Below are 23,568 nucleotides of genomic sequence, written 5' to 3' on the forward strand. Positions count from 1 at the left end.
ACTTTTCTGACTGTCAGTCAGATTGTTGTCGCGGGACCCCTTCACAGCCCCCGCACGGGGTGCTCTGATGACCGGCTGGGAGCCGGTCGCGCACCCGGTCCCCCGGCCCCCGGTCAGGAGGAGAGCCGTGGAGTACAACCTTGCCGACCTCTTCGAGTCGGTCGCCGACACCGTGCCCGGCCGCGAGGCGCTGGTCCACCTCGACCATCCCGGCACCGGGGCCGAGCGCCGCCTCACGTACGCGCAGCTCGACGCCGCGGCCAACCGCCTGGCGCACCACCTGGCTGCGCACGGCGTCACGCCGGGCGAGCACGTGGGACTGCACCTCCTCAACGGAGTGGAGTATCTGCAGACCGCGCTGGCCTGCATGAAGATCCGTGCCGTCCCGGTCAACGTCAACTACCGCTATGTGGCGGACGAGCTGGTCTACCTCTACCGCGACGCCGACCTCGCGGCCCTCGTCTTCGACGCCGGGTTCACCGACCGCGTCGCGGTGGCGCTCCCCCGGACCGAGCGCCTGCGCCACCTCGTACGCGTCGGCACGCCGCCCCCCGGCACACCCGAACCCGCGCTCGCCCCGGTCGACTTCGCCGCGGCCGAGGCCTCCGGGTCACCCGCGCGCGACTTCCCGGCACGCTCCGCCGACGACCGCTTCATCATCTACACCGGCGGCACGACGGGCATGCCCAAGGGCGTCATGTGGCGCCACGAGGACCTCTTCTTCTCCGGCATGGGCGGCGGCGCCCCCACCGGCGTCCCCGTCTGCCGCCCCGAGGAGCTCGCCGAGCGGGTCGCGGCCGGCGGCGAGGGACTGGTCTTCTTCCCGACCGCGCCGCTGATGCACGGCACCTCCACGCTGACCGCCTTCATCGGCTTCCACTACGGCCAGAAGGTCGTCGTCCACAGCAAGTACGTCCCCGAGGAGGTGCTGCGCACCATCGAGCACGAAAGGGTCACCAGCGTCTCGCTGGTCGGCGACGCCATGCTCCGCCCGCTCGCCGACGCGCTGGCCGGGCCGCTCAAGGACACCGACGTCTCCTCGCTGTTCAGCCTCTCCAGCTCGGGCGCGATCCTGTCGGAGACCGTACGCGACCAGTTCCAGGCGCTCGCCCCGAACTGCCTGATCCTCAACAACTTCGGCTCCTCCGAGTCCGGCTTCAACGGCACCGCCACGGACGACTCCGGCCCGCGCAGGGGGTTCCGGGTGCGCGTCAACACGCACATCGCCGTGGTCGACCCCGCCTCGCTCAAACCCGCCGCGCCCGGCGAACCGGGCCGCATCGCGCTCCGCGGCCATGTGCCGCTCGGCTACTACAACGACCCCGGCAAGACCGCCCAGACCTTCTTCGAGCGCGACGGCGAACGGTGGGTGCTCCTCGGCGACATGGCCACCGTCGACGACGAGGGCATCGTCACCGTGCTCGGACGCGGCTCCCAGTGCATCAACACCGGAGGGGAGAAGGTCTACCCGGAAGAGGTGGAGGAGGCGCTCAAGGCCCACCCCGACGTCTACGACGCCCTGGTCGCCGGCGTCCCGGACGCCAAGTGGGGCCACCACGTCTCGGCCGTCGTCCAACTGCGCGAGGGCGCCCCCGCCCTCACCCTGGACGAGATCCAGACCCACTGCCGGGCCCGCCTCGCCGGCTACAAGGTGCCGCGCAGTCTGGTCGTCACCCCGCTCATCCAGCGCTCCCCCAGCGGCAAGGCGGACTACCGCTGGGCCCGCGCGGTGGCCGCGGAGGGCGCGGCTGCGAACTGACCCGTGCCACGCGCCCGGGCGCTCGTCAGCGGACCCGGGCGCGGTGCCGGTACACGTCGTACAGGAGCCAGTGGTACGGCCCGCCCTCGGCGGCGGCGTCCGAACCGTCGAGGGCGGCGATCACGTCGTCGCCGCGCGGGTCGTCGCGCAGGGCGAGCCGGACGGCGGCCTCCACGCGGACGCCCTCGTCCGCGTCGGCGAGGCGGGCGGCCAGCGCCTGCGAGGCGGCTTCCGCTGCCGGCGGCGCCGCGCCGAGGACGGTGCAGGCCACCCGGCGGACCGCCGCCTCGGCGTCCGCGGCGCGCTCCACGACCGCGGCAAGCGCGTCCGCCGCGCCCTCCGCGACCGCACCGTACAGCCCGCCGACCGCCCGCTGACGGACCCTGGCGTCCGGGTAGGCGGTGAGGGCCGGGAGCCGCCCCACGGCGCGGGGGTCCCGGGCTTCCGCGAGCCCGGCGGTGAGCGCCCGAACCACCCGGGGGTCCGTCTCCTCCGCCACCCAGGGCAGGAACAGGTCGGTCAACGGCTCGTCGCACACCTCCTCGTCGCTCTCGTCGAGGAGGTGGATCAGCCGCAGCAGTTCCGCGCCGAAGTACCGTTCGCGCGGGTCCGGCCGGGCCCGTAGAGCGGCGGCCGCGGTCCACACGCCGACGTCGTGACGCTGCTGCAGCACGTACGTCGTCTCCCACCAGACGCCGTGGTCGACGTCCGGCTCGGCGAGAGCGCGGGAGAGTAGTTCGGCGAAGGGCACGGTGATGCCGAACCGCGGCTCCAGGTCGGTGAGGATCGCGCCGTGCCCGGTGCGGACGGTCGGCGCGTCACCCGAGGACAGCTCCTCCCAGACCGTCTCCTCGCCGGACACGACGGTCCTGCGGCCGACGGGCCCGCGGCCGCCCGTCCTGCGGCGCAGCACCTCGACGGCGCCCGTCTCGTGCCAGTACCGGGCCAGCGCCAGAGCGTCGCGGCCTTCGGCGTCCGTGTGCCACATCGCCGCGCCGTGGGCGATCAGTTGCTCCGTGATCGCGTGGGCACCCCGGTCGACGGCGCGCAGCAGGGCGGTCCTGCCGTCCGGGGCGACGCGGTCCAGCCGGGCCGACGTCACCAGCGCCTCGACGACCTCGAGGTCGAAGGTGTCCACCGCAAGGCAGAGGACCGGAGTGCCGTGCTCTTCGGTGGTCTCCGGGTCGGCACCCGCGTCCAGCAGCGCGTGGACCGCACGCGCGTCCCCGCCCCGTACCGCCGCCCGCAACGGCTCCACGCCCGCGCCCCCGTCCGCTCCGCCCGTGGTCCCCGTGGCCCGTGCGCTCGTCGCGGCGAAGGGGCCGCGGCCAGCGTAGTCCCCCGGGCCCGGCGGGCCGGGAGGGCGGCGGCCTCCTCCCGGCGCGGGCGAATCCGGGACGTCCGCGGGCCCCGGTACCTAGGGTGGGCCCATGACGCGTCTCGAGGCCCAGCGCACCGCACTTGTCGTGATCGACCTGATGGACCGCATCGTGGAACTGCCCTTGGCGCCGAGGTCCGGGGAGGAGGTCGTGCTGGCCTCCCGCGGGCTCGCGACGGCCTTCCGGGAGGCGGGGGCACCGGTGGTGCTGGTGCGCGTCGAGCGTCCCGGGGTGGACGAGCAGCCGGCGGGCAGCGACCTGGTCGAGGGGCTGGCCCGGGAGGGCGACCTCCTGATCGTCAAGCGGACCGTGGGCGCCTTCCACGGCACCGGCCTGGACGAGGAGTTGCGCGCCCTCGGCGTCGACACCCTGGTGCTCGCCGGGATCGCCACGAACATGGGGGTCGAGTCCACCGCCCGGGCCGCCGCCGACCACGGGTACGAGCTGTACTTCGCGGAGGACGCGATGACCGCCCTCACGGGGGCGGAGCACGAGGCGGCGGTGACGCTCGGCCTCCCCCGCTTCGGCACCCTCGCCCCGGCCGCCGACCTGGTGAAGGCGCTGTGGAGCTGATCGGCGCGGGCCGCGAGGCCGACGTCTACGCCCTCGACGGCGCACGTGTCCTGCGCCGTTACCGGCGCGGCCGCACGGCCGAGGAGGAGGCCCGGCTGATGGCCCATCTGTCCGGCCTCGGGGTCGCCGTACCGCGGGTGCACGACGCGGCCGGCGCCGACCTCGTCATGGACCGCCTCACGGGGCCCACCATGGCGCAGGACCTGGCCCGGCGGCCCTGGCGCGCCCATGCCCACGGCCGGCTGCTGGCCGGGCTGCAGGCCTCCGTGCACGCCGTGCCGGCGCCCGGCTGGCTCCCCCGCCGCTTCGCCGGCGGGGGTCCCGGCACCGATCGCGTCCTCCACCTGGACCTCCACCCGGAGAACGTGATCCTCACCGCGGACGGCCCGATGCTGATCGACTGGAGCAACGCCGCCGGCGGCGACCCCGCCGCCGACAGCGCGCTGACCGTCGCCATCCTGCGCGGTGTCAGCCTGGGCCGGGCCCAGAGCGCCGGGCTGCGGGTGTTCCTCGCCGGCTTCCTGCGCGCCTGCCCCACGGACCCGGCCCCGCGCATGGCCGAGGCGGTCGCCGCCCGCCTGGCGGACCCCCACCTGCTGCCCGCGGAGGAACGACGGCTCAGGCGCCTCGCGAGCCGCGCCGCGGGCCGCAATTGAGTCGCGGACCGGCGCGAAGGCCGCCTAGCCTGGCCCGATGGCTCACCGGGTGATCGTGCTCAACGGCGGCTCCAGCTCCGGCAAGTCGGGCATCGCCCGCTGCCTGCAGGCGGTCCTCCTGCCGGACGCGTGGCTGACGTTCGGCACCGACACCCTCGTCGAGGCGATGCCCGCCGGGCTCAGGGGCTCCGGCTCCGGCATCGATGTCAGAGCAGACGGCAGCGTGTCGGTCGGCGACGCCTTCCGCGCCCTGGACGAGGCGTGGGCGCTGGGCGTCGCCGCCGTGGCACGGGCCGGGGCGCGGGTGATCGTCGACGAGGTGTTCCTCGGCGGCCCCGCCTCGCAGGACCGCTGGCGCCGGGCGCTGGACGGCCTGGAGGTGCTGTGGGTCGGCGTCCGCTGCGATCCCGGGGTGGCGGCGGGCCGGGAGACCGCACGGGGCGACCGGGCGGTGGGCATGGCGGCGGCGCAGGCCGAGTCGGTGCACCGGGGAGTCGGGTACGACCTCGAAGTGGACACGACACACACCGAGTCGATGGAGTGCGCGCGGCTCATCGCCGCTCATGTGTCACCCATGTGACGTGCGCGACGGTGACCGCGACGGGACCGCCGGTCCTGTGCTTTCATGGCCACATGCGCACGAACATCTGGAACCTCGGCCCCCTGTGGCCGGGTCGTCGCGCGCACCACTTCGACCAGAGCTGTCGCCGGGGCTGACCTCCGCCGTCCCGACCATCCCCATGGCCTGCCCCCGCCCAGCCGGGGCACGTCGTGTTTCCGCTCTGGAGCCCATCCCATGGCCCTGCACGACCGGGCGAGCGGCCCCACCCCGCTCGTCCTCCCCCAACTGCGCGCGCTCGTCAGCGGCTACGCCGCCGCCGTCGAGGCCGGGGTCCACCTGCCCGTCCACCTGCCCGACCGACGCTGGTACACCCGGCTCCACCAGGACCCGTACGTCGACGTCTGGCTGATCACCTGGCCCCGCGACACCTCCACCGAACTGCACGACCACGCGGGCTCGCTCGGCGCCCTCACCGTCGTCGGCGGCACGCTCACCGAGCACCGCTGGCTCCAGGACGGCCGGGGCGACGCCGGGATCGCCACCCGCGCACTCGGAACCGGCGGCGGCGCGGCCTTCCCGCTCGGGCACGTCCACGACGTGGTCAACGCCTCGGCCACGCCCGCGGTGAGCGTGCACGCCTACTCGCCGCCGCTCACGGCGATGTCGTACTACGCGGTCGACGACACGGGTTCCCTGCGGCGTACGCGTACCGTGCTGACCGACGAACCGGAGCCGTCGGCGGTGCCCCGCGCCCTGCCCCGGTCCCGACCCCTGTCCGCGACCGCGTCCGCGACCGCGACCGCTACGGAGGCCCTGCGATGAACCGACCCACCACCGTCCGGTCCGGGATCGACCGGCTGCTCGCCCGGGCGCGGGCGCGCCTGGAGCGGATCGGGCCCGAGGAGGCCGCGGCCGAGATCGCGGCGGGCGAGGCGCTGCTGGTCGACATCCGCCCGGCGGCCCAGCGCGCCCGCGAGGGCGAGTTCGCGGACGCCCTGGTCATCGAGCGCAACGTTCTGGAGTGGCGGCTCGACCCGCTGAGCGACGCCCGCATCACCGAGGCCACCGGGCCCGACGTGCGCTGGATCGTGGCTTGCTCCGAGGGCTACACCTCCAGCCTGGCCGCGGCCTCGCTGCTGGACGTCGGCCTGACCCGGGCCACCGACCTGGAGGGCGGCTTCCAGGCCTGGCTGCGGGCCGGACTGCCGGTCAAGGGCGCCGGGGCGCCGGGAGGAAGCTCCTGAGCTCGGCGAGGAAGTCCGCGGGGCGCTCCTGGTGGACCAAATGCCCCGCCTCCACGGTGACCAGCCGCGCCCCCGGCACCCGGGCCGCGATCGCGGCGATCCCGTCCTGGGGGATGTGGCTGCCCGCTCCGCCGGCGAGGACCAGGGTGGGGCAGGCGATCCCCGCCAGCAGGTCCCACCAGGCCGGATCGGGGTCGTTGCGCCAGCGGTTGACCGCCGCGATGACCCGCCAGTCGCAGGTCTCGTCCCCCTGGGGGCCGGACGGCACGACGCGCGGCGGCACCTCCGGGTCCGGCGGCACCGGTTCCTCCAGGACGAGGGCGGCCGGCCGCGCCGACGGCTCCGCGGCGACCAGGTAGGCGACGACCGCGCCCATGGAGTGCCCCGCCAGGACCGCCCGGTCCAGGCCGAGCGTGTCCAGGAACGCCACGACGTCGTCCCGCATGGCCTCGAACGCGTACTCCCCGGGCCGGTCGCTGCCGCCGTGGCCGCGCAGGTCGGGGGCGTACACCCGGTGCGTCTCGGCCAGCGCGGGGGCGACCGGATCCCAGTCGGCGCCGTCCGAGCCGCGTCCATGGAGCAGGACCAGCGGTGGCGCGTCCTCGTCACCCCACGTGCGGTAGGCCAGCCGGATTCCGTTCGCGCGCAGGGTGTGGAGTTCGCTCACCCGGGCGACGCTACCCGCCGCCGGGGACGTCACCCGTACGGGCGTCGCCCATTCCGCTGAGGGCTGACGCGGTCCGCGTGCTCAGTGGGGGACGACGGCCACCGGGCAGGCGGCGTGGTGCAGGACCGCGTGCGCCACGGGGCCGAGGTGCGGGCCGACACCGGGGGCCCGGTTCCGGCACCGTCCGACGACCAGCAGCGATGCCCCGGCCGCCGCGTCCACCAGGGGCTGCGCGGCGTTGCCCGCGGCGACCTCCTCCGTGATCTCCACTCCGGGCGCCTGCTCCCGCCACGGCAGCAGGGCGGCCTGCACCGCGTGCCGCTCCGCCGCACAGATCTCCGCGCCGCACGTGGGGTCCATGGCCGCGGGGACGTATCCGTAGGTGGGCGGGTACGACCACGCGTGGACGACCCGCAGCTGCGCCCCGCGACGCCGCGCGTCCTCCACCGCGAAGGCGATCACCTCCTCGGCGCCCTTGCGCAGGCTGAAGCCGAGCACCACCGGCCGCCGGTCGTCCCCGGCCGCCTCCTCCTGGCCGGTGCGGACGACCACGACCGGTCCCTCGGCGCGGGCCAGCGTCATCTGGCCCACGGAACCGAGGAGGAAGCCGCGCACCCCGCTGAGCCCCTGCGAGCCGAGTGCCAGCAGTTCGCTGCGTCCCGCCTCCGCGACCAGCAGCTCGGCCGGCGGGGCGTCGGCCACGTCGGTCGTCACGGGCAGGTCCGGGTGCCGCTCGGCGAGCTCCTGTGCGGCGTCGCGCACCAGCGCGTCGCCGTACGGGTGTCCCCCGGCGTGCACCAGCCGCAGCTGCACCGATCGCCGCAGCGCCTCCCCCGCGGCCCAGTGCATGGCGGCGCGGCTCTCACGCGAGCCGTCCAGGCCCACGGTGACGGGTCGGGTCATCGGATGTGCCTCCCTCGCCTCGCCTCCACAGTAGGCGCCGCCGCCCCGCCCGGCGCCCCGGCGGGGCCGGGCGACCCCGCCGTCACACGGATCGCGCGCGGCCCTCCCAGTGGGGTTCGCGCAGGCGGCGCTTGTAGAGCTTGCCGTTGGGATCGCGGGGCATCTCGGCGACGAAGTCCACCGACCGGGGGCGCTTGTAGCCCGCCAGCCGCTCCTCGCAGTGGGCCAGGAGCGCGGCGGCCAGTCCGGGCCCCGGTTCGTGGCCGGGAGCGGGCTCGACGACCGCCTTGACCTGCTCACCCCAGTCGTCGTGCGGGATGCCGAAGGCCGCGGCGTCGGCGACGGCGGGGTGGGTGAGGAGTGCGGCCTCGATCTCGGCGGGATAGATGTTGACGCCACCGGAGATGATCATGTCGATCTTGCGGTCGCGGAGGAAAAGGTAGCCGTCCTCGTCGAGATAGCCCAGGTCACCTACGGTGAAGAAGTCGCCGATGCGGTTGGCCCGGGTCTTGGCCTCGTCCTTGTGGTAGCGGAAACCCGGGGTGTTCATCTTGATGTAGACGGTGCCGAGTTCGCCCGGCGGCAGGAGCCGGCCGTCGTCGTCGTGGACGGCGATCTCGCTGATCGGCCAGGCCTTGCCGACGGTGCCGGGCTTCTTCAGCCATTCCGCGGCGGAGGCGAAGGTGCCGCCGCCCTCGCTGGCCGCGTAGTACTCCTCGACACACGGCCCCCACCACTCCAGCATGGCCCTCTTGATGTGCTCGGGACAGGGCGCGGCACCGTGGATGGCGTGCCGCATCGAGGACACGTCGTGGCGGCTCCTGACCTCCTCCGGGAGGGCGAGCAGCCGGTGGAACTGGGTCGGCACCATGTGGGTGTGCGTGCAGCGGTGGACGTCGATCAGCCGCAGCATCTCCTCGGGCGTCCACTTGTCCATCAGGACGACCGGGTGGCCGATGTGGAGGGCGGCGCCCGCGAACTGCAGCACGGCCGTGTGGTAGAGCGGCGAGCAGACGAGGTGGACGTTTCCGTCGAAGGGGCGGATGCCGAAGATGCCGAGGAAGCCGCCGAGGTACGTCTCCTCGGGAGGCCTGCCGGACAGGGCGCGCCGGATGCCGCGGGGGCGGCCGGTGGTGCCGGAGGTGTAGTTCATGACCCAGCCGGTGGTGCGCTCCGCGGGCGGGGTGGCGGGCCTGCCGGCCGACAGGTCCGCGTAGGGGCGGAAGCCCTCGATGCCCGTGGCGCCGACGGCGTAGCGGCCCGTCCCGGGCAGTCCCGCCTCGTCGGCGGCGGCGCGGGCCTGGCCGGCGAAGCGCTCGTGGGCGATGAGCACCTTGGCGCCGGAGTCGGCGACGATCCAGGCGATCTCGGGCCCCACCAGGTGGTGGTTGACCGGGACGAGGTAGAACCCGGCCTGGAAGGCGGCGAGGTAGGCCGTGAAGAACTCGGCGCCGTTGGGCAGCACGACCGCGAAGGCGTCGCCGGTCCGCAGGCCGGCGGCGCGCAGGCCGTGGACGAGGCGGTTGGACTCCTCGTGCAGCCGCCGGGCGCTCCACCGGTCGCCGTCGGGCGCGGTGAGCACGATCCGCTCCGGGTCGGCGACGGCCTGGGCCCAGAATCCGTTGGGGGCACTCGCCGTGGTCGATGTCATGGGTGCCGCCTCCTCAGCTGCGTCCGGCGATGCGGTTCATTCGGTCGACGGCTCGTTCGAAGCCGCGGGTCAGGTCGTCGAAGATCGCCTGGACGCTGCGCACTTCGCGCATCTGGCCGACGATCTGGCCGACCGGTGTGCCGAGCAGCGGCTCCACCTCGTATTTCTGGATCCGGGTGATCGCGTCCGCGACCAGCAGGCCCTGCAGGGGCATCGGCAGCGCCCCCGGCCCGGCGGGGCCGTCCCAGGCGTCGGTCCACTCGGTGCGCAACTGGCGGGCCGGTTTGCCGGTCAGGGCGCGCGAGCGGACGGTGTCCCCGGAGCCGGCCGCGAGCAGCTTGCGGATCAGGGCGGAGGAGGGGAGTTCGGCCTCCGTGGTGGTCAGCCACACCGAGCCGAGCCAGACCCCTTGGGCGCCGAGCGCCAGTCCTGCGGCGACCTGCTCGCCGGTGCCGATGCCCCCGGCGGCGAGTACGGGCAGCGGGTCGACGGCACGGACGACCTCGGGCACGAGCACCATGCCGGCGATCTCGCCGGTGTGGCCGCCGGCCTCGTAGCCCTGGGCGACGACGATGTCGATGCCCGCCTCCTGGTGGTGCCGGGCGTGCCGGGCGCTGCCGGCGAGGGCGGCGACGGGGACGCCGCGGTCGTGGGCACGTCGTACGACGTCGGCGGGCGGCGAGCCCAGCGCGTTGGCGAGCAGGCCGATCGGGAAGTCGAAGGCGACGTCGAGCTGCGAGCGGGCCACCTGCTCCATCCAGCCCGTGATGCGCCAGCCGGTGGGATCGCCCGGCTCCAGCTCGGGCACGCCGTGCTTGGCCAGCACCTCCCGGACGTACTGGCGGTGGCCCTCGGGGATCATCGCCTCGACGTCCGCCTCGGTGACGCCCTCCACCTTCTTGGCCGGCATGACGACGTCCAGCCCGTACGGCCGGCCGTCCGTGTGCGCCTCCAGCCACTCCAGGCTCCGGGCCAGCTCGTCGGGCGCGGTGTAGCGCACCGCCCCGAGGACGCCCATGCCCCCGGCCCGGCTGATCGCGGCCGCGACGGCGGGGAACGGCGTGAAGCCGAAGATGGCGTGCTCGATGCCCAGCCTCTTGCTCAGCTCCGTCTCCATGGGGGCAGGATGCCCCAGCGGACCGGCCGGGGGAAGAGATTTTCTGATGCAGCGTCAGATTTTAGGCAGCCGCGTCTCACGGCCGCCGTCGCGCAGGACCCGTACGAGAACGTGCCCGGGGCCCGCGGGCTCCGCGCACTCCGGTCCGCACGGATCGAGCCGTCCGGGCTCCGCGGCGAGGGCGGCACCCGGCGCGAAGTACTCCGTGTCCAGGACGAATTCCCACCGGGTCCCGCTCCCCGCGGGCGCGGCGAACTCCCGCGGCGCCGAGCGGGGCCGGATCCCCCGCAGTTCCTGCCGGAAGCCGCGGCCGCCGCACCACATCTCCACCACCGTGCGCGTGCTCAGCGCCGCGGCGGCGGCCGGGTAGCGCCACTCGGGACCGAGCAGGGCCCCGAAGTAGCCTGCGGCAGGCCCCTGTCGCCCCTCCCAGGTGTGCGGCTCGTCGAAGGTCACCGTGAAGGCGAGGTCACCGGTGATCTCGACGAGCGCGCTCAGGGAATGCGCCGGAGCGACCGCCGTCGCCGGATGCAGGACGTGCCCGGCGACGGCGGACAGCACGGCGGTCGGCAGCCGCGGGTCACCCTGCCCGTACCGGAAGTACATCCCCGGCCACGCGCGCACCGAGGCGTCGAACTCCAGGAGGGTGATGCGCGCCGCGTCGTACGGGTTCCCGGTCATGACCGCAGGCTATCCGCGGGACCTCCCCGCCCTGGATCAAACGCCGGACCCAGCCACGTCGTGCTCGCGACCCGCGCCGGCGACGGCAACCGGCTCGTGGCGGCGTTCCGCAGGGCGGCCCGGGCGCGGCTCACCGGCCGTCCCTGAACCGGGTCAGTCGCGCAGGCCCAGGTGCTCCCGGCAGCGGGCGCAGTCCTCCCGGCTGGCCTCCGTGTCCGGGTGGTCCGGGCCGAGGACGCGCTCGCGTGCCTCCGCGACCGCGCCGTGGAGGGCGAGGGCCTCGCGCCAGTCGCCCAGCCACCCCAGGGCGACGGCGATCTCACGGCGGCTGACAAGCGTGTCCGCGTGGTCGGCGCCGAGCACCCGGGTGCGCACCGCCGCGACGTCGCGGGCCTCGGCCAGGGCGTCCCGCCAGCGGCCGAGCCGCCCGAGGTTGACGCCGAGGCCGTGCCGGGCGCGGAGGGTGTCGGGATGGGCGGGGCCCGAGACGCGGGTGCGGAGGGCGACCAGATCCTCGTAGAGCTCGTGGGCCTCGGCGCCGAGACCCATCCGGCCCAGGCAGATGCCCAGTTCGTGGCGGGCGGCGAGGGTGTCGGGATGGTCGGCCCCGAGCAGCCCGGCCCGGACGGCGGCGACGTGGGCGTATGTGGCGCGGGCCTCCGGCCAGCGGCCGAGCAGCCCGAGCAGGTGGCCGGCCTCGCAGCGGGTGGTCAGGGTGTCGGCGTGGGCGGGGCCCAGGACGCGGGTGCGGGAGTCCGCGACCTGGGCTGCCAAGGCGTACGCCTCCTGCGTACGGCCGAGCCGCCCGAGCGTGACGGCGAGATTGTGGCGGCAGTGCAGGGTGTCGGGGTGCTCGGGACCCTGCCGCCGCTCGCGGGCGGCGAGCACGGCCGCGTACCCCTGGCGGGCCTCCTCGTGGCGGCCGAGGCGCCCCAGGGCATAGGCGGCCTCCTGGCGCGCGGCGAGCGTACCGGGGTGGTCGGCGCCCAGCGCCGTCGCCCTGGCCGCCGCCACCTCCTCGTACGCACGCAGCGCCTCGGCGGGCCTGCCGCCGCGGCTGAGGCAGAGGGCCAGTTCGTAGCGGCTGGCGAGGGTGTCGGGATGCGCCGCGCCCAGCAGCCGTTCGCGCTCCTCGGCCACGGCGCGATGCGACCGCTCGGCCTCCGACCAGCGGCCGAGCCGCCCGAGGCCGACGGCGGCGGTGTGCCGGCTCGCCAGCGCCCCGGTGCCGTGCACACTGGGCGCTCTCGACTGCAGTTCCAGACGCCGCGCCCACGACGGCAGTCCGGGTTCGGGGCGGGTGCCCCCGTCCCGCAGCGTCTTGAGCCGGCCCGCGACGTCCGCGGCGTTCTGCGGGCGGTCCTCCGGGCTCTTGGCGAGCAGGTCGAGGACGAGCTGCTCGAGTTCGCCCGGCAGGTCGGGCCGGAGCTCGCTCGGCGGGCGGGGCGGGGTGTCGCGATGACCGACGAGAACCGCCCAGGTGTCGTCGAGGTCGAAGGGCGGGGCGCCGGTGGCGAGCTCGTACAGCACGCAGCCGAGCGAGTAGAGGTCGCTGCGGTGGTCGACCCCGTCCTCGCCGCCGATCTGCTCCGGCGACATGTAGTGCGGCGTGCCCATCGCCACCCCGGTGCCGGTCAGCCGGGAGGTGAAGCCGATGTCGTGGCCGAGGCGGGCGATGCCGAAGTCGCAGATCCGCACGTCGCCGTCGGTGAGCCGCATGACGTTCGCCGGCTTCAGGTCGCGGTGCACGATCCCGCGCGCGTGGGTGTACGCGAGGGCCGCCGCGATCTGCGCGGCGATGTCGACGACGTCGGGGAGGGGAAGCGGCCGGCCCTCGTTGTCGCCGAGCAGCTGACGCAGGTTGCGGCCCTCGAGCAGCTCCATGACGAGGAAGAGCACGCCCTCGCTCTCGCCGAAGTCGTGGACGACGGTGATCCCGCGGTGCTGGAGCGCCGCCGCGACCCGTGCCTCCCTGCGGAACCGCTCCCGCAGCACGCGGTGGACGGACGGATCCAGCGAGGGGCTGGTCGGTTTGAGGCACTTCACCGCGACCTCACGGCCCAGCGACTCGTCGACCGCCTTCCACACCTCGCCCATGCCGCCGCGCCCGATCCGCTCCCGCAGCCGGTACCGCTCGCACAGCAGTGTTCCCCCGATGTACTGACCCGCCGTCATGGTGCACGCCGCCCCCGGTCGTCCGCCTCTCCCCGCACCCAGTATGGCCGCGGAAGCCGCGGTTGGGGACCCGGCGTTACCCCCGGGAACGCGCTTGTTCGCGCAACCGGTGGGCGGACGGGTGCGTACCGGGGCCGAGCCGCCCGACCGCCTTCAGGATGTGCCCGGGCGGCAGCTGCCAGCGCAGGTAGCAGGGGACGGTCCGCAGCAGCAGGCCGGTGCCGCGCAGCCGCCGCCCGGTGACGGGCACGGCCGGGGCGGGCCGTCCGTACAACTCATGGGCGTAGGGCGGCAGCGCCGCGTAGGCCAGGGCCGTGGCACGGCTCCACAGCGCGAACCGCAGCGGGAGCAGCGCCCTGGGCACGGGCGGCCCCTGCAGGAAGGCGAAGACCTCCAGTGCCTCGGGGGTCGCGGCCAGCACGGGCCTGACCTTCTCGAAGTACGCGGCCAGCGACCCGGTGTCGTCCGGTACCTCCGCCGGGTCCAGGCCCACCAGCCGGGCCGCCTCGCGCTGCTCGTCGACGTAGGCGTCGGCCTGCGCGTCGGTGAGGGGGAAGCCGGAGCGCCGGGCGACCTCCAGATAAGAGTCGATCTCCGCGCAGTGCACCCACAGCAGCAGCTCGGGATCGTCGACGGGCAGGCGCTCGCCGCTGGCCGGGTCGGTGACGGACAGCCGCCGGTGGATACCCCGCACCTTGGCGCCCGCCCGCTCGGCCTCCAGTGTGGTGCCGTAGGTGATGGTGCCGACGAAGTCCGCGGTGCGCAGCAGACGGCCCCACGCGTCCCGGCGGAAGTCCGAGTTCTGCGTGACGCCGCGCACGGCACGCGGGTGCAGCGCCTGCAGGTAGAGCGCCCGTACGCCGGCGACCCACATCATGGGGTCGCCGTGCATCTGCCAGGTGACCGAGGAGGGCCCGAAGAGCCCGGGGTCGGCGTCGCGCATCGCAGCCTCCTGTCGCCGTGCGACCACGGCCGGCCGCCGCCCGGAACCGGGGCCGCGGCCTGGCGTGTTGCCCGCAGCGCCGAGCATAGGGCCGCGCCGCCCGCCGGGTCTGCCCCGCGCGGCTGCCCTCCGGAAACGCGTCAGCGGGCGGGCGCCGCCTCACCCGGCGGATGGGTCCGCCGCCGCTCGATCAGGGCCAGGCTGACGGCGCCCAGGACGATCAGGCCGATGCCCGTCACGATCTGGTTGAGCGGCGCGAGACCGGCTCCCGGGTCGTCGTAGTAGCCGAAGACGAACGGCGAGGCGACCAGGCAGGCCCCGGACACGATCGTGATGACGTCGCTGCCGGGCCCGCGGGTCCGCGCCACGCGCGCGATGGCGTTGAGCAGGATGATGATCGAGAAGACGAGGTCGACGAGGCGCACGTTGTTGCCGATGGGCGTGTCCGGATACGCGAGCGCCCAGCCCGCCGCGAACAGCCATCCGCCGATCAGCAGCAGGGGCGCCGTGAACAGCGAGTCGCGGACGTCGGCCGGTGGGGTCTCGGTGTGCCCCGCTGTGCGGATTCCGGTCTCGGGACGCTGAGCCAGGGACATGGTGCCCTCCCGCGGTGGGAGCCTCGTCGCCCGGCACTCGGCGCGCGCATCGCGGCGCCCGACGGCGGTGATGACACCGGCGTCCGCTCCGGGGCGACGGGCCGGAGTGTGGACCTCTCCCATTTTAGGTGGGTTGCCGGGTACGTCCTGTCCGGCGGCGCCTCCCCGGCGAGGAGGTCCCCGGGGTGCGGCCCGGAGGCGCCGGGTACGGCGCCGCGGACGCTTTCAGGCCCAGATCGCCTCGGCCAGGGCGGCTCCGATGAACGCCGCGCCGGCGCCGGCGACGACACTGGCCACCACATTGGCGGCGGCGAAGAACCGCGCACCCGTCTCGGCCAGCCGCAGCGTCTCGTACGAGAACGTCGAGTAGGTGGTCAGCGCCCCGCACAGCCCGGTGCCGACGAGCAACTGGACCGAGTGGGAGGCGGCGCCGTAGGCGACCGCGCCGGTCAGGGTACCCAGGACGAGGCAGCCGACGACGTTGACCACGAACGTGCCCCAGGGGAACACGGTGTCGTGCCGGGCCTGCACCGCGCGGTCGGTGAGGTATCTCAGCGGCGCTCCGACGACGGCACCGGCGACGACCAGCGCCCAGTTCACCGGTGGTCCCCCCGTCCCACGTAACGGATGACCTCGACCTCGTCGAGGGTGACCAGCCCTTCCGTGACCAGCTCGTCCAGTTGCGGCAGGAACGCGCGGACGCGCTCCTCGTGGTCGACGATGACGACCGCGACGGGGAGGTTGTCGCTCAGGGAGAGCAGCCGGCTGGTGTGGATCAGCGAGGAGGCCCCGAAGCCCTCGACTCCGTGGAACACGCTCGCGCCCGCCAGGCCGGCTTCGTGCGCCCGGCGCGTGATCTCGGAGCACAGCGGCTTGTGGTGCCAGGTGTCGTTGTCGCCGATCAGGATCGTCAACCGCAGCGCGGTGCCGTGCAGCCGTGTCATGTCTGCCTCCGTGCGATCAGGCGGCGCGCCGCGTGCGCCGCGCCCCACACCGCGCCCAGGGCGATGAGCGGCGTGGCGGCCAGGTAGGCCAGACCGGTCGCGGCGTGACCGCCCTGGACCAGGCCGTGGATGTCGACGGCGTAGGTGGAGAAGGTGGTGAAGCCCCCGAGCACCCCGGTGCCGAAGAACGGGCGCACGAGCCGGTGCACGGACCACATCTCGGTGATGGCCACCATGAACAGGCCGATCACGGCGCAGCCGACCGCGTTGACGCCCAGCGTGGTCCAGGGGAAGGCACCCGGCGCGGTCGGCCACAGCAGGCCCGCGCCGTAGCGCGCGCACGCTCCCAGCGCACCGCCGATCGCGACCACGCCCACCACGGGCGCCTGGTCGCGCACACGCGCGGACAGCGGTGGCGCGGGCGCCTGAGGGTCGGGGTCCACGGGGTCGGGGTCCACGGGCTCGGTCATCGGAGGGAGCGAGGCCGGCGAGGTCATGTGTCTCCTACTCGTGCGGCGCCCTGCGTCGGGCGCGGATCCTCACAAGTAGGGACCGTTGGCGGCATCCTCACCGCGGTTCGGGTACGGCGGGCCCCACCGCCGCGCGACGGTCACCGGGGAGGGACCACCGCTGGTCACAGGATACCCGGGGGCTCCCCGCCGAGTCGCGACGGCCGTCGCCGCCGGGGCGTGCGGACGCGCCCCCGCCGCGGCGGCCGCCGTGTGCCGCGAACCGGGGATACGACCGTCGGGATCCCGCCGCGGACCGGGGCACGTCCCGGGCTCTCCGGGGGCGGGTCCGCCGTCTGCGGACCGCCCCCGGACGGGCGTCATCTCATCGACCGGTGCCCGGGCCGTCGTGCGCCGGACGGGACGTCGCGGTGACGTCGGCGGCGTAGACGAGGGCGGTGCGGTGGTTGTACTGGACGGTGTACATCTTCTTCGCGCCGAAGACGACCTTGCCGCTCGAGGCGAAGAAGTCGTCGGTCGGGGCGGGGGCCGCGGTGGCCACGTACGCCTGACCCGCCGGAATCGTGTACATGCTCAGCGGGGCCTGCGTGGCGGGCGACAGACCCGCCGGGTACTCGGCCGCGTCGGGGTGGCCGGAGCCGCAGTGGCCGTCGACGGCGGCGCGCACGGCGCCCAACCGCAGGCCGACTGGGCGCAGTTCCCGCGGACCGCTCGGCGGCCGAACCGACCCTCAGCCTGGATGGCGACCTCGAAGCGCCTTGTGGGCGCCGTACGCCTCGATGAACCCCTGAATCGTCCGCAGGTTGCCCGGGAAGGAGGCGGATCGCCACTTCGCCTTTCTGCCGTCGCGATGAACAAGGTCGACCCATACGGTGAGATTCACCATGGTGCTGTCGGAGAAGCTTTGCCCCGACGCTTGCAGCGCTATTTCCATCAGATCGCTGAAATCGACGACGATCAGCGGCTTCCGTTCGTTCGTGTACTCGACGGAACCCTCCGGGGTGATGACCAGCAGCGGGTCCGGGTCGTGCGTCGTCCCACGCAGGAATCCGGATACTTTGCCCCGCTTCTTGGTGAAAACATGCCAGTCCGCAGGTACAGGGCCTTTGCGCGCCTGCTCGATGATCGATCGCGGATCGGTCATGCCACCTCCGGGGTTGCCATCGCCGGCCGGCATGCGTCGCCGAACATCGCAGAGTCCGGGTGAACGAAGATCTTCCGGCCGCTCGCGCGTGAACGAGGACGCTCAGAGCCAGGAAGATACTCCACCCCCACACCTGGCGCCGGTCACCACCCGGACCACGGCGCCGGGCGGCCTCATGAGGGCCCGTCACCGGTCGCCGCACCCCGGTCACCTCCGTACGCGCGGCATCCCCAGTCCGATCCAGGAGATGATCTCGCGCTGGATCTCGTTGTTGCCGCCGCCGAAGGTGAAGATGACGGCGCTGCGGTAGCCGCGCTCCAGTTCGCCGTGGAGGACGGCGCCCGCGGAGCCCTCCTTCATGGGGCCGATCGCCGCGGTGATCTCCATCAGCCAGGCGTACGCGTCGCGGCGGGCCTCGGAACCGTAGACCTTGACGGCGGAGGCGTCGTGCGGGGTGAGCGCGCCGCGCTGAAGGGCGTCGACCATCTGCCAGTTGAGCAGTTTCATGGCGTCCAGGCGGACGTGGGCGCGGGCGAGGCGGCCGCGGACCCAGGCGAGGTCGATGACCCGGCGGCCGTCGGCCAGTTTGGTGTCGGCGGCCCAGCGGCGCACGTCGTGGAAGGCGCGGATCGCCATCGTGCCGTGGGCGGCGAGGGTGACGCGTTCGTGGTTGAGCTGGGTGGTGATCAGCCGCCACCCCTGGTTCTCCTCGCCGACGCGGCGGTCGACGGGGACCCGGATGTCCTCGTAGTAGCTCGCGGTGGTGTCGTGGGAGGCGAGGGTGTTGATGATCGTGCAGGAGTAACCGGGCGCGGTGGTCGGCACCAGGAGGATGGAGATGCCCTTGTGGGGCGGGGCGTCGGGGTCGGTGCGCACCGCGAGCCAGACCCAGTCGGCGGTGTCGCCGTTGGTGGTCCAGATCTTCTGGCCGTTGACCGTGTAGTGGCCGGTGGCCCCGTCGCCGTCCCGCACCGCGCGGGTGCGCAGCGCGGCCAGATCGGTGCCGGCGTCCGGCTCGGAGTAGCCGATGGCGAAGTCGATCTCGCCGGAGAGGATGCGCGGCAGGAAGTACGCCTTCTGCTCCTCGGTGCCGAACTGCATGATCGTCGGGCCGACGGTGTTGAGCGCCATCAGCGGCAGCGGGACCCCGGCCTGGGCGGCCTCGTCGAAGAAGATGAACTGCTCCATGGGGGTCATGCCGCGGCCGCCGTACTCCTCGGGCCAGCCGACGCCCAGCCAGCCGTCGGCGCCCAGCCTGCGGATGGTCTCGCGGTAGAAGCGCTTGGCGGCGGCCCGGTCGAAGTGGCGGGCGTAGGCGTTGTCGGGCACCAGTCCGGCGAAGTACGACCTGAGTTCGGCGCGCAGCCGCTGCTGCTCCGGCGTGTGGTCCAGGTGCACGGCCCCTCCAGAGGTCCGGTCGCGTCCCTGAGCGACGACGGCGCAAGAGTAGAACGCGTTCCAGAAATCCGGAAGGGCCGTGACCGGTCTCAGCGGTGCGGCACGAAGCGGACCGGGAGGCCGGGGACGGCCTGCGCGGCCGCGGCCAGCCCGCTCCGGCGGACGACGCCGATGACCGGATAGCCGCCGGTGGTGGGTGAATCGGCGAGGAAGACCACCGGCCTGCCGTCGGGCGGCACTTGCACCGCGCCCACGACCATGCCCTCGCTCGGCAGTTCCCCCTCGACGGCACGCTCCAGCGCGGGCCCGGCCGTACGCAGCGCGATGCGGTTGCTCCGCTCCGACACGGAGAAGCGGCCCGCCGCGAGGGTTCGCACGGCGGCGGCCGTGAACCAGTCGTCCCGGGGCCCGAGCCGCAGCGGCAGCACCAGTTCCCGGGGCGGCCCGGCGTGCGGTGCCAGATCGGCGTGGACGGGGAGACCGGGCTCCGGGCCCAGTGGCAGGACGTCACCGTCCTTCAGGGGCGGGGGCCCCAGTCCGGACAGCAGGTCGGTGGACCGGCTGCCGAGCACCGCCGGCACGGCGACGCCGCCGCCGACCGCGAGGTAGCTGCGCACGCCCCGCGTGGCGGGCCCCACCGCGAGCACCGCTCCGGCGGCGAGCCGCACGGGGCTGCCCCAGGGGGCGGGGCGGCCGTCCAGCAGCACCGGTGCCGGGGCGCCGGTGACCGCGGCGACAGCGGGACGGGTGAACCGCACGGTCACCCCGGTCAGCGTGGTCTCCAGGGTCGCGGCGTCCTCGGGATTGCCCACCAGGCGGTTGGCCAGCCGGTGGGCCGGCTGGTCGAGGGCCCCGGAACGGGCGACGCCGAGGGCCGCGTGACCGTACCGGCCGAGGTCCTGGACGGTGGTCAGCGCACCGGCCCTGATCACCTCCAGCCCGCCCTCGCTCATCCGCGGGCCCCCGCCTGCTCGGGGACGAACCGCACCCGCGTGCCGGGCGCGAGCAGCGCCGCCGGTTCGCGTTCCAGGTCCCACAGACGGACGGACGTGGTGCCGATCAACTGCCAGCCGCCCGGCGAACTCCTCGGGTAGATGCCCGTGTAGTGACCGGCGACGGCCACGGCACCGGCCGGGACGGCGGTGCGCGGCTCCGCCCGGCGCGGTACGGCGTACCGCCCGCCGAGGCCGGTCATGTACGCGAACCCCGGGGCGAACCCGCAGAAGGCGACGCGGTGTTCGGCACCGCTGTGCACCCGGGCCACCTCCTCCCGGCCCACCCCCCACCGCTGGGCGACCACCGCCAGGTCGGGCCCGTCGTAGCGCACGGGGATCTCCACCAGCGGGCCGCTCTGCGCCGCCCGGGCCGTCACGGACCAGCCGCGCAGCGCGGCGCGGAGTGCGCCGGTGTCGGGCACGCCGTACAGCAGCACGGTCCGCTCGCCGGGAACGATCTCGCGCACCGGCCCGAGGACGCCGTCACCGCGCCGGCGCAGGAGTTCGGCGTGCCAGGCCTGGGCCTCCTCGGCGGTCGCCAGATCGATGAGGAGGGAGTCCTCCCCGACCGCGAGGATCCTCACGCGAACGCCTCCAGCCGCACGCCCGCGTCCTCGAGCGCGGCCCGCACCCGCAGGGCCGTGGCCACCGCGCCCGGGGAGTCGCCGTGCAGGCACAGCGACCGGGCCCGCACGCTCACCCGCTCGCCGGTCAGGGCGGTGGTGGCACCGTCGCGGGCGAGGGCGACCGCCTGCCGGGTGACCTCGTGGGGATCGTCGATGAGCGCGCCCGACGTGCCGCGCGGCACGAGGGTCCCCGCGGCGGTGTAGGCCCGGTCGGCGAAGGCCTCCCCCACCACGCCGAGTCCCGCCCGCCGGGCCGCGCGTTCCATGGCCGAGCCGGGGAGGCAGAGCACCGGCAGCGCCGGATCCGCCAGCCGGGTGCCCGCGGCGACGGCGGCCGCCTGCTCCTCGTCGACGACGACCTTGTTGTAGAGGGCGCCGTGCGGTTTCACGTACGCCACCTGGGCCCCGGCGGCGCGGGCGAAAACCTCCAGCGCGCCGATCTGGTAGGTGATCTCGTCGGCCAGCTCGTCGGCGGGCACGTCCATCGCCCGCCGGCCGAACCCGGCCAGGTCCCGGTAGGAGACCTGGGCGCCGATGCGGACCCCGCGCTCGGCCGCGGTGTCGCACACCCGGCGCATGATGCCGGGGTCGCCCGCGTGGAAGCCGCAGGCGACGTTGGCGCTGGTCACCACGGAGAGCAGGGCCTCGTCATCGGTGAGGACCCACCGTCCGTAGCCCTCCCCCAGGTCCGCGTTGAGATCGATCACGAGGTCGGTCATGGGTATGGCTCCGGCTCCTTGGCGGGATCGCGTCCGGTCGGGCGACGCGAAGGACGGTGTCGGGCGCGTCGGCCTGGCCTGGACCGGCGTCGGAAGAGCTGCGTCCCCACCGTAGATTATCGTTGAACAATCCAACAAGAGTTGTGTTGTCTTGTTCCCCGCTTTTCGGTTGACTGGCCCCGGGCGGCGAGCCCGGGGCCGCCCCCGGAGCGGAGCGAATGAGGTGGGGACCATGGCAGCCGGCGTCGATCCGGCCGTTCTCGCGGGAGACCGCGCGCTGCTCGGACGCGCCAGCACCGCCGACCGCGTCGCCGACATCCTGCGCACCCGGATCTCCGAGGGGTACCTGCCCCCGGGGAGCAAGCTCTCCGAGGACGTGATCTCCGGGGCGCTGGGCGTGTCCCGCAACACCCTCCGCGAGGCGTTCCGGCTGCTGACGCACGAGAAGCTGCTGGTGCACGAGCTCAACCGCGGGGTCTTCGTCCGGGTCCTGGCCGTCCAGGACGTCGTCGACATCTACCGGGTACGGCGCCTGATCGAGTGCTCGGTCGTCCGGCACCTCGGGGCGCCGCCGTACGACCTGGCCGGGGCCGGGGACGCCGTCGCCGCGGGCGAGCGGGCCGCCGCCGGAGCGCAGTGGCGCGAGCTGGGCACGGCCGACATCCACTTCCACCAGGCGGTGGCCGACCTCGCCCGCAGCACGCGGCTCAGCGAGCTCATGACGGGCGTCCTCGCGGAACTGCGCCTGGCCTTCCACGTGATGGACGATCCGCGGGAGTTCCACGAGCCCTACCTGGGCGGCAACCGGCGGATCCTCTCCGCCCTCGAGGCTGCCGACCTGGTGAAGGCCGAACTGCTGCTGGCGTCCTACCTCGACGACGCCGAGAAGCAGCTCGTCCGGCGGTACTCGGAGACCGTCGCGGGCGGGGACGGTCCCCGCTAGGCCGTGTCGTCAAATGAGCGCCGGCCGCCCGAAGGGCGGGCCCAGCGGCGTCTGGTGCGGTGCATCGCAAGGCGGAGAGTCGTCCTCGTAGTGGGCTACTCGGACGATTCGACAACGCAGCGAGGTGCCGTGCCGGGCGTCGCTGGGCAGGCGGGCATTTGACGACACGACCTAGGCCCCGCGGGCAGGCGGCAACGGGTGGTGCACGGCGAAGCCGCGCGTCCCCGGATTGTTCAACAATCCATCCCCGCCCGGGCGAGTCACTGCAAAGAGCCGCGCGGCCGCCCGCTCCGGCGGGCCCGGCGACCCGTGCACGGCGCAGCCGAGACTCATGCGTCATCGGGACTGCCCGCGGCGCGGCGGATCCGTAGGCTGATGTCACAGCGCAGCACCGCCAGACCCAGCCTTTGGACGGAGCCGTTCGATGAAGATGCTGATCAATGTCCCGGAGACCGTGGTGGCCGACGCGCTGCGGGGATTCGCGGCCGCGCACCCGGAACTCGCGGTGGACGTGGAGAACCGCGTGATCGTGCGCCGGGACACCCCGGTCGCCGGGAAGGTCGGGCTGATCTCCGGCGGCGGGTCCGGGCACGAGCCCCTGCACGGCGGGTTCGTGGGGCGCGGGATGCTCGACGGAGCGTGCCCCGGAGAGGTGTTCACCTCCCCCGTCCCCGACCAGATGGTGCGCGCCGCGGCCGCCGTGGACAGCGGCGCCGGTGTGCTGTTCATCGTGAAGAACTACACGGGCGACGTGCTGAACTTCGACATGGCCGCCGAGCTGGCCGAGGACGAGGGCATCGTGGTCGCCAAGGTCCTGGTCAACGACGACGTCGCGGTGACCGACAGCCTCTACACGGCGGGGCGGCGCGGTACCGGCGCCACGCTCTTCGTGGAGAAGATCGCGGGCGCGCTGGCGGAGGAGGGCGCGCCGCTGGAGCGCGTCGAGGCGGTCGCACGGCGGGTCAACGAGGTCTCGCGGAGCTTCGGCGTGGCGCTGACCGCGGTCAGCACCCCCGCCAAGGGCGCCCCGACCTTCGACCTGCCGGCCGGCGAGCTGGAGCTGGGCATCGGCATCCACGGCGAGCCGGGCCGGGAGCGCCGGGCGATGATGACCGCGGGCGAGATCGCGGAGGTGGCGGTCGACGCGCTCCTCGACGACTTCCGGCCGGACGGGCCGGTGCTGCTGCTGGTGAACGGCATGGGCGGAACCCCGCTGCTGGAGCTGTACGGGTTCAACGCCGACGTGCACCGCGTGCTGGCGGCGCGCGGCGTGACCGTCGCCCGCACACTGGTCGGCAACTACGTGACGTCGCTGGACATGGCGGGCGCGTCGGTGTCGCTGTGTCAGGTGGACGAGGAGCTGCTGCGGCTGTGGGACGCGCCGGTGAGTACGCCGGGCCTGCGCTGGGGCGCCTGAGCGAGC

The 23,568-nt window shown here is 74.3% G+C and carries 25 protein-coding genes and 2 pseudogenes; 9 read left to right on the forward strand and 18 right to left on the reverse strand.

Annotation, left to right across the window (positions count from 1 at the left end):
* Positions 1-127: 127 nt before the first annotated feature.
* On the forward strand, positions 128-1,759 hold the full coding sequence (locus tag AB0F62_RS03265; RefSeq protein ID WP_361791601.1) for an acyl-CoA synthetase: 1,632 nt from the start codon (positions 128-130) through the stop codon (positions 1,757-1,759).
* Positions 1,760-1,784: 25 nt separating this feature from the next.
* Here AB0F62_RS03265 and AB0F62_RS03270 read toward each other — a convergent pair whose 3' ends face one another.
* On the reverse strand, positions 1,785-3,017 hold the full coding sequence (locus AB0F62_RS03270) for an ankyrin repeat domain-containing protein (protein WP_361791603.1): 1,233 nt from the start codon (positions 3,015-3,017) through the stop codon (positions 1,785-1,787).
* A gap of 172 nt (positions 3,018-3,189) precedes the next feature.
* Between AB0F62_RS03270 and AB0F62_RS03275 the strand changes: the two genes are divergently transcribed.
* The 5 genes from AB0F62_RS03275 (at position 3,190) to AB0F62_RS03295 (ending at position 6,173) form a co-directional block, all read left to right on the forward strand.
* On the forward strand, positions 3,190-3,711 hold the full coding sequence (locus AB0F62_RS03275; RefSeq protein WP_361791605.1) for an isochorismatase family protein: 522 nt from the start codon (positions 3,190-3,192) through the stop codon (positions 3,709-3,711).
* Complete coding sequence (locus tag AB0F62_RS03280; protein ID WP_361791607.1) at positions 3,702-4,367, forward strand: phosphotransferase; 666 nt, start codon at positions 3,702-3,704, stop codon at positions 4,365-4,367. The genes AB0F62_RS03275 and AB0F62_RS03280 overlap by 10 nt, the downstream gene beginning before the upstream one ends.
* A gap of 37 nt (positions 4,368-4,404) precedes the next feature.
* Positions 4,405-4,947 (forward strand): chloramphenicol phosphotransferase CPT, encoded by a 543-nt coding sequence (cpt, locus tag AB0F62_RS03285; protein ID WP_361791609.1) that lies wholly within the window; start codon positions 4,405-4,407, stop codon positions 4,945-4,947.
* Positions 4,948-5,163: 216 nt separating this feature from the next.
* Positions 5,164-5,751, forward strand: a complete 588-nt coding sequence (locus AB0F62_RS03290) for a cysteine dioxygenase family protein (protein ID WP_361791611.1) — start codon at positions 5,164-5,166, stop codon at positions 5,749-5,751.
* On the forward strand, positions 5,748-6,173 hold the full coding sequence (locus AB0F62_RS03295) for a rhodanese-like domain-containing protein (protein ID WP_361791613.1): 426 nt from the start codon (positions 5,748-5,750) through the stop codon (positions 6,171-6,173). The genes AB0F62_RS03290 and AB0F62_RS03295 overlap by 4 nt, the downstream gene beginning before the upstream one ends.
* Here the strand turns inward: AB0F62_RS03295 and AB0F62_RS03300 are convergent.
* From AB0F62_RS03300 to AB0F62_RS03320, 5 genes are all read right to left on the reverse strand, one after another.
* Positions 6,139-6,840, reverse strand: a complete 702-nt coding sequence (locus AB0F62_RS03300) for an alpha/beta fold hydrolase (protein ID WP_361791615.1) — start codon at positions 6,838-6,840, stop codon at positions 6,139-6,141. The two genes, AB0F62_RS03295 and AB0F62_RS03300, sit on opposite strands and share 35 nt — an antisense overlap.
* Positions 6,841-6,921: 81 nt before the next feature.
* Complete coding sequence (locus AB0F62_RS03305; protein ID WP_361791617.1) at positions 6,922-7,743, reverse strand: universal stress protein; 822 nt, start codon at positions 7,741-7,743, stop codon at positions 6,922-6,924.
* An 82-nt stretch (positions 7,744-7,825) separates the two neighbouring features.
* Positions 7,826-9,394, reverse strand: coding sequence for an acyl-CoA synthetase (locus tag AB0F62_RS03310; protein WP_361791619.1), 1,569 nt, complete (start codon positions 9,392-9,394; stop codon positions 7,826-7,828).
* A 13-nt stretch (positions 9,395-9,407) separates the two neighbouring features.
* Positions 9,408-10,511, reverse strand: a complete 1,104-nt coding sequence (locus AB0F62_RS03315) for a nitronate monooxygenase family protein (RefSeq protein ID WP_361791621.1) — start codon at positions 10,509-10,511, stop codon at positions 9,408-9,410.
* A gap of 54 nt (positions 10,512-10,565) precedes the next feature.
* Positions 10,566-11,192, reverse strand: a complete 627-nt coding sequence (locus AB0F62_RS03320) for a hypothetical protein (protein ID WP_361791623.1) — start codon at positions 11,190-11,192, stop codon at positions 10,566-10,568.
* Positions 11,193-11,240: 48 nt separating this feature from the next.
* On the opposite strand from AB0F62_RS03320, the pseudogene AB0F62_RS03325 reads away from it, so the two are divergent.
* A pseudogene (locus AB0F62_RS03325) lies at positions 11,241-11,339 on the forward strand (LysR family transcriptional regulator); the annotation flags it as partial.
* 6 nt (positions 11,340-11,345) lie between these two features.
* Here the strand turns inward: AB0F62_RS03325 and AB0F62_RS03330 are convergent.
* From AB0F62_RS03330 to AB0F62_RS03385, 12 genes and pseudogenes are all read right to left on the reverse strand, one after another.
* On the reverse strand, positions 11,346-13,367 hold the full coding sequence (locus AB0F62_RS03330) for a tetratricopeptide repeat protein (protein WP_361791625.1): 2,022 nt from the start codon (positions 13,365-13,367) through the stop codon (positions 11,346-11,348).
* Between the two features lie 76 nt (positions 13,368-13,443).
* Complete coding sequence (locus tag AB0F62_RS03335; RefSeq protein ID WP_361791627.1) at positions 13,444-14,310, reverse strand: oxygenase MpaB family protein; 867 nt, start codon at positions 14,308-14,310, stop codon at positions 13,444-13,446.
* Positions 14,311-14,450: 140 nt separating this feature from the next.
* Entirely contained in the window at positions 14,451-14,906 is a 456-nt protein-coding gene (locus AB0F62_RS03340) for a hypothetical protein (protein ID WP_361791629.1), read from the reverse strand.
* A gap of 225 nt (positions 14,907-15,131) precedes the next feature.
* Entirely contained in the window at positions 15,132-15,506 is a 375-nt protein-coding gene (gene crcB / locus AB0F62_RS03345; protein WP_361791631.1) for a fluoride efflux transporter CrcB, read from the reverse strand.
* Positions 15,503-15,850, reverse strand: a complete 348-nt coding sequence (locus AB0F62_RS03350; RefSeq protein ID WP_361791633.1) for a DUF190 domain-containing protein — start codon at positions 15,848-15,850, stop codon at positions 15,503-15,505. Before AB0F62_RS03350 ends, crcB begins: the two co-directional genes overlap by 4 nt.
* The gene (locus AB0F62_RS03355) at positions 15,847-16,320 is read right to left on the reverse strand and encodes a CrcB family protein (RefSeq protein ID WP_361791635.1); all 474 of its coding nucleotides are present in this window, start codon (positions 16,318-16,320) and stop codon (positions 15,847-15,849) included. Before AB0F62_RS03355 ends, AB0F62_RS03350 begins: the two co-directional genes overlap by 4 nt.
* Positions 16,321-16,684: 364 nt before the next feature.
* Positions 16,685-16,960, reverse strand: a pseudogene (locus AB0F62_RS03360) (N-acetylmuramoyl-L-alanine amidase); the annotation flags it as partial.
* A gap of 90 nt (positions 16,961-17,050) precedes the next feature.
* Entirely contained in the window at positions 17,051-17,464 is a 414-nt protein-coding gene (locus AB0F62_RS03365; protein ID WP_361791636.1) for a hypothetical protein, read from the reverse strand.
* A gap of 207 nt (positions 17,465-17,671) precedes the next feature.
* Complete coding sequence (locus tag AB0F62_RS03370) at positions 17,672-18,862, reverse strand: acyl-CoA dehydrogenase family protein (RefSeq protein ID WP_361791638.1); 1,191 nt, start codon at positions 18,860-18,862, stop codon at positions 17,672-17,674.
* Positions 18,863-18,951: 89 nt separating this feature from the next.
* On the reverse strand, positions 18,952-19,815 hold the full coding sequence (locus tag AB0F62_RS03375; protein ID WP_361791640.1) for a biotin-dependent carboxyltransferase family protein: 864 nt from the start codon (positions 19,813-19,815) through the stop codon (positions 18,952-18,954).
* The gene (locus AB0F62_RS03380) at positions 19,812-20,441 is read right to left on the reverse strand and encodes an allophanate hydrolase subunit 1 (RefSeq protein WP_361791642.1); all 630 of its coding nucleotides are present in this window, start codon (positions 20,439-20,441) and stop codon (positions 19,812-19,814) included. Before AB0F62_RS03380 ends, AB0F62_RS03375 begins: the two co-directional genes overlap by 4 nt.
* A complete protein-coding gene (locus AB0F62_RS03385; protein ID WP_361791644.1) occupies positions 20,438-21,202 on the reverse strand; it encodes a 5-oxoprolinase subunit PxpA in 765 nt (254 codons plus the stop codon). Before AB0F62_RS03385 ends, AB0F62_RS03380 begins: the two co-directional genes overlap by 4 nt.
* A 232-nt stretch (positions 21,203-21,434) precedes the next feature.
* Between AB0F62_RS03385 and AB0F62_RS03390 the strand changes: the two genes are divergently transcribed.
* Together AB0F62_RS03390 and dhaK are read left to right on the forward strand one after the other, a co-directional pair.
* The gene (locus tag AB0F62_RS03390) at positions 21,435-22,145 is read left to right on the forward strand and encodes a GntR family transcriptional regulator (RefSeq protein ID WP_361791646.1); all 711 of its coding nucleotides are present in this window, start codon (positions 21,435-21,437) and stop codon (positions 22,143-22,145) included.
* A 424-nt stretch (positions 22,146-22,569) separates the two neighbouring features.
* A complete protein-coding gene (gene dhaK / locus AB0F62_RS03395; protein WP_361791648.1) occupies positions 22,570-23,562 on the forward strand; it encodes a dihydroxyacetone kinase subunit DhaK in 993 nt (330 codons plus the stop codon).
* Positions 23,563-23,568: the final 6 nt, after the last annotated feature.

Source organism: Streptomyces sp. NPDC026673, from assembly GCF_040638135.1.
In the GTDB taxonomy this organism is placed as follows: domain Bacteria; phylum Actinomycetota; class Actinomycetes; order Streptomycetales; family Streptomycetaceae; genus Actinacidiphila.

What these genes read in the sequence shown, in the direction of transcription:
- AB0F62_RS03385 (WP_361791644.1), bottom strand. Translation starts at nt 21,202, where the DNA reads ATGACCGACCTCGTGATCGATCTCAACGCGGACCTGGGGGAGGGCTAC.
- AB0F62_RS03305 (WP_361791617.1), bottom strand. Translation starts at nt 7,743, where the DNA reads ATGACCCGACCCGTCACCGTGGGCCTGGACGGCTCGCGTGAGAGCCGC.
- AB0F62_RS03310 (WP_361791619.1), bottom strand. Translation starts at nt 9,394, where the DNA reads ATGACATCGACCACGGCGAGTGCCCCCAACGGATTCTGGGCCCAGGCC.
- AB0F62_RS03350 (WP_361791633.1), bottom strand. Translation starts at nt 15,850, where the DNA reads ATGACACGGCTGCACGGCACCGCGCTGCGGTTGACGATCCTGATCGGC.
- AB0F62_RS03320 (WP_361791623.1), bottom strand. Translation starts at nt 11,192, where the DNA reads ATGACCGGGAACCCGTACGACGCGGCGCGCATCACCCTCCTGGAGTTC.
- AB0F62_RS03290 (WP_361791611.1), top strand. Translation starts at nt 5,164, where the DNA reads ATGGCCCTGCACGACCGGGCGAGCGGCCCCACCCCGCTCGTCCTCCCC.
- AB0F62_RS03355 (WP_361791635.1), bottom strand. Translation starts at nt 16,320, where the DNA reads ATGACCGAGCCCGTGGACCCCGACCCCGTGGACCCCGACCCTCAGGCG.
- dhaK (WP_361791648.1), top strand. Translation starts at nt 22,570, where the DNA reads ATGAAGATGCTGATCAATGTCCCGGAGACCGTGGTGGCCGACGCGCTG.
- AB0F62_RS03315 (WP_361791621.1), bottom strand. Translation starts at nt 10,511, where the DNA reads ATGGAGACGGAGCTGAGCAAGAGGCTGGGCATCGAGCACGCCATCTTC.
- AB0F62_RS03295 (WP_361791613.1), top strand. Translation starts at nt 5,748, where the DNA reads ATGAACCGACCCACCACCGTCCGGTCCGGGATCGACCGGCTGCTCGCC.
- AB0F62_RS03340 (WP_361791629.1), bottom strand. Translation starts at nt 14,906, where the DNA reads ATGTCCCTGGCTCAGCGTCCCGAGACCGGAATCCGCACAGCGGGGCAC.
- AB0F62_RS03335 (WP_361791627.1), bottom strand. Translation starts at nt 14,310, where the DNA reads ATGCGCGACGCCGACCCCGGGCTCTTCGGGCCCTCCTCGGTCACCTGG.
- AB0F62_RS03375 (WP_361791640.1), bottom strand. Translation starts at nt 19,815, where the DNA reads ATGAGCGAGGGCGGGCTGGAGGTGATCAGGGCCGGTGCGCTGACCACC.
- AB0F62_RS03390 (WP_361791646.1), top strand. Translation starts at nt 21,435, where the DNA reads ATGGCAGCCGGCGTCGATCCGGCCGTTCTCGCGGGAGACCGCGCGCTG.
- AB0F62_RS03365 (WP_361791636.1), bottom strand. Translation starts at nt 17,464, where the DNA reads ATGACCGATCCGCGATCGATCATCGAGCAGGCGCGCAAAGGCCCTGTA.
- cpt (WP_361791609.1), top strand. Translation starts at nt 4,405, where the DNA reads ATGGCTCACCGGGTGATCGTGCTCAACGGCGGCTCCAGCTCCGGCAAG.
- AB0F62_RS03275 (WP_361791605.1), top strand. Translation starts at nt 3,190, where the DNA reads ATGACGCGTCTCGAGGCCCAGCGCACCGCACTTGTCGTGATCGACCTG.
- AB0F62_RS03330 (WP_361791625.1), bottom strand. Translation starts at nt 13,367, where the DNA reads ATGACGGCGGGTCAGTACATCGGGGGAACACTGCTGTGCGAGCGGTAC.